General features: G+C 57.2%; 1 protein-coding gene. It reads left to right on the plus strand.

Annotation, left to right across the window (positions count from 1 at the left end; genetic code table 11):
- The coding region (locus NKI79_RS33105; protein ID WP_352807496.1) for an HAD hydrolase-like protein at positions 1 to 383 on the plus strand (383 nt) is incomplete at its 5' end.
- Between the last annotated feature and the right edge of the window lie 536 nt (positions 384 to 919).

Here is a 919-nt window from a genome sequence, read left to right on the forward strand (position 1 = left end):
TGGGCGAAGGTCTTTCTCGGTTAAAGTCGCGTTTCATAATCGCTCCGCTGTCCGATGGACACGCCCGGCTTCTGGTGAACGTGTCGAAATTCAATAATCTGCCGTGGGATTTTATCGTTGGCGCCGATATGTCTCAGGCTTACAAGCCTATGCCGCAGGTCTACCTGCGGGCCTGCGAGTTGCTCGAGGTCCAGCCGGAGAATGCCATGCTGGTGGCGGCGCATGACCACGACCTGGAAGCGGCCCGTCGTTGCGGATTGAAGACCGCCTACATCGTTCGCGCCAATGCTGAAGACCCATCCAAGGTAGGTAACCAGAAGGCACAGGACGGCTGGGACTACAAAGCGAAGAACCTGCTCGAACTCGCCGACATGCTCCAATAGCCACCCAGCATGCGTCCTCCAAGTTGGCTGTCCCGGCTGAAGCTCATCGATCGTTCGACAAGCCAGTCCTGTTACCGCCGCAGCGGACACCGGATGCTGCCAGCGACACTTCCGGCATCTATGTCGAGCTTGGAAAAGGCCAACTGATTTAAATGCCAGGGGAAACTGTGGCCAACTTAACACCGTACCCCGAGATGTAGTTTTTTATCTGGTACCGGAGTTCGATATTCTGTCGTTCGGAGGCGCGCTTGAGGTGTTCCGCCTTACGAACCTGGTGCTGGGTTACCAGGCTTACAGCTGGAGGCTTCTCTCTGCAGACGGGAGTGACGTCAGGGCAAGCTGCGGTCTGGCTATTCGCTCTTTCCCGCCGAGCTTGATGCCGCAAAATGACAGAATGATACTTGCCAGCTGAATCGCTGACGGTCGATGCCTATGCCGTGAAACTCTGCTGGGCCTGGCGGCCAGCGGCAAATGGAACGGGCCAAGGCAATCCAACTGGCAGCAGTCGCCCGATTAGTTGAGACCGAGTGCCGCTC

It is taken from the genome of Mesorhizobium sp. M0340 (assembly GCF_040321535.1).
Taxonomy (GTDB): domain Bacteria; phylum Pseudomonadota; class Alphaproteobacteria; order Rhizobiales; family Rhizobiaceae; genus Mesorhizobium.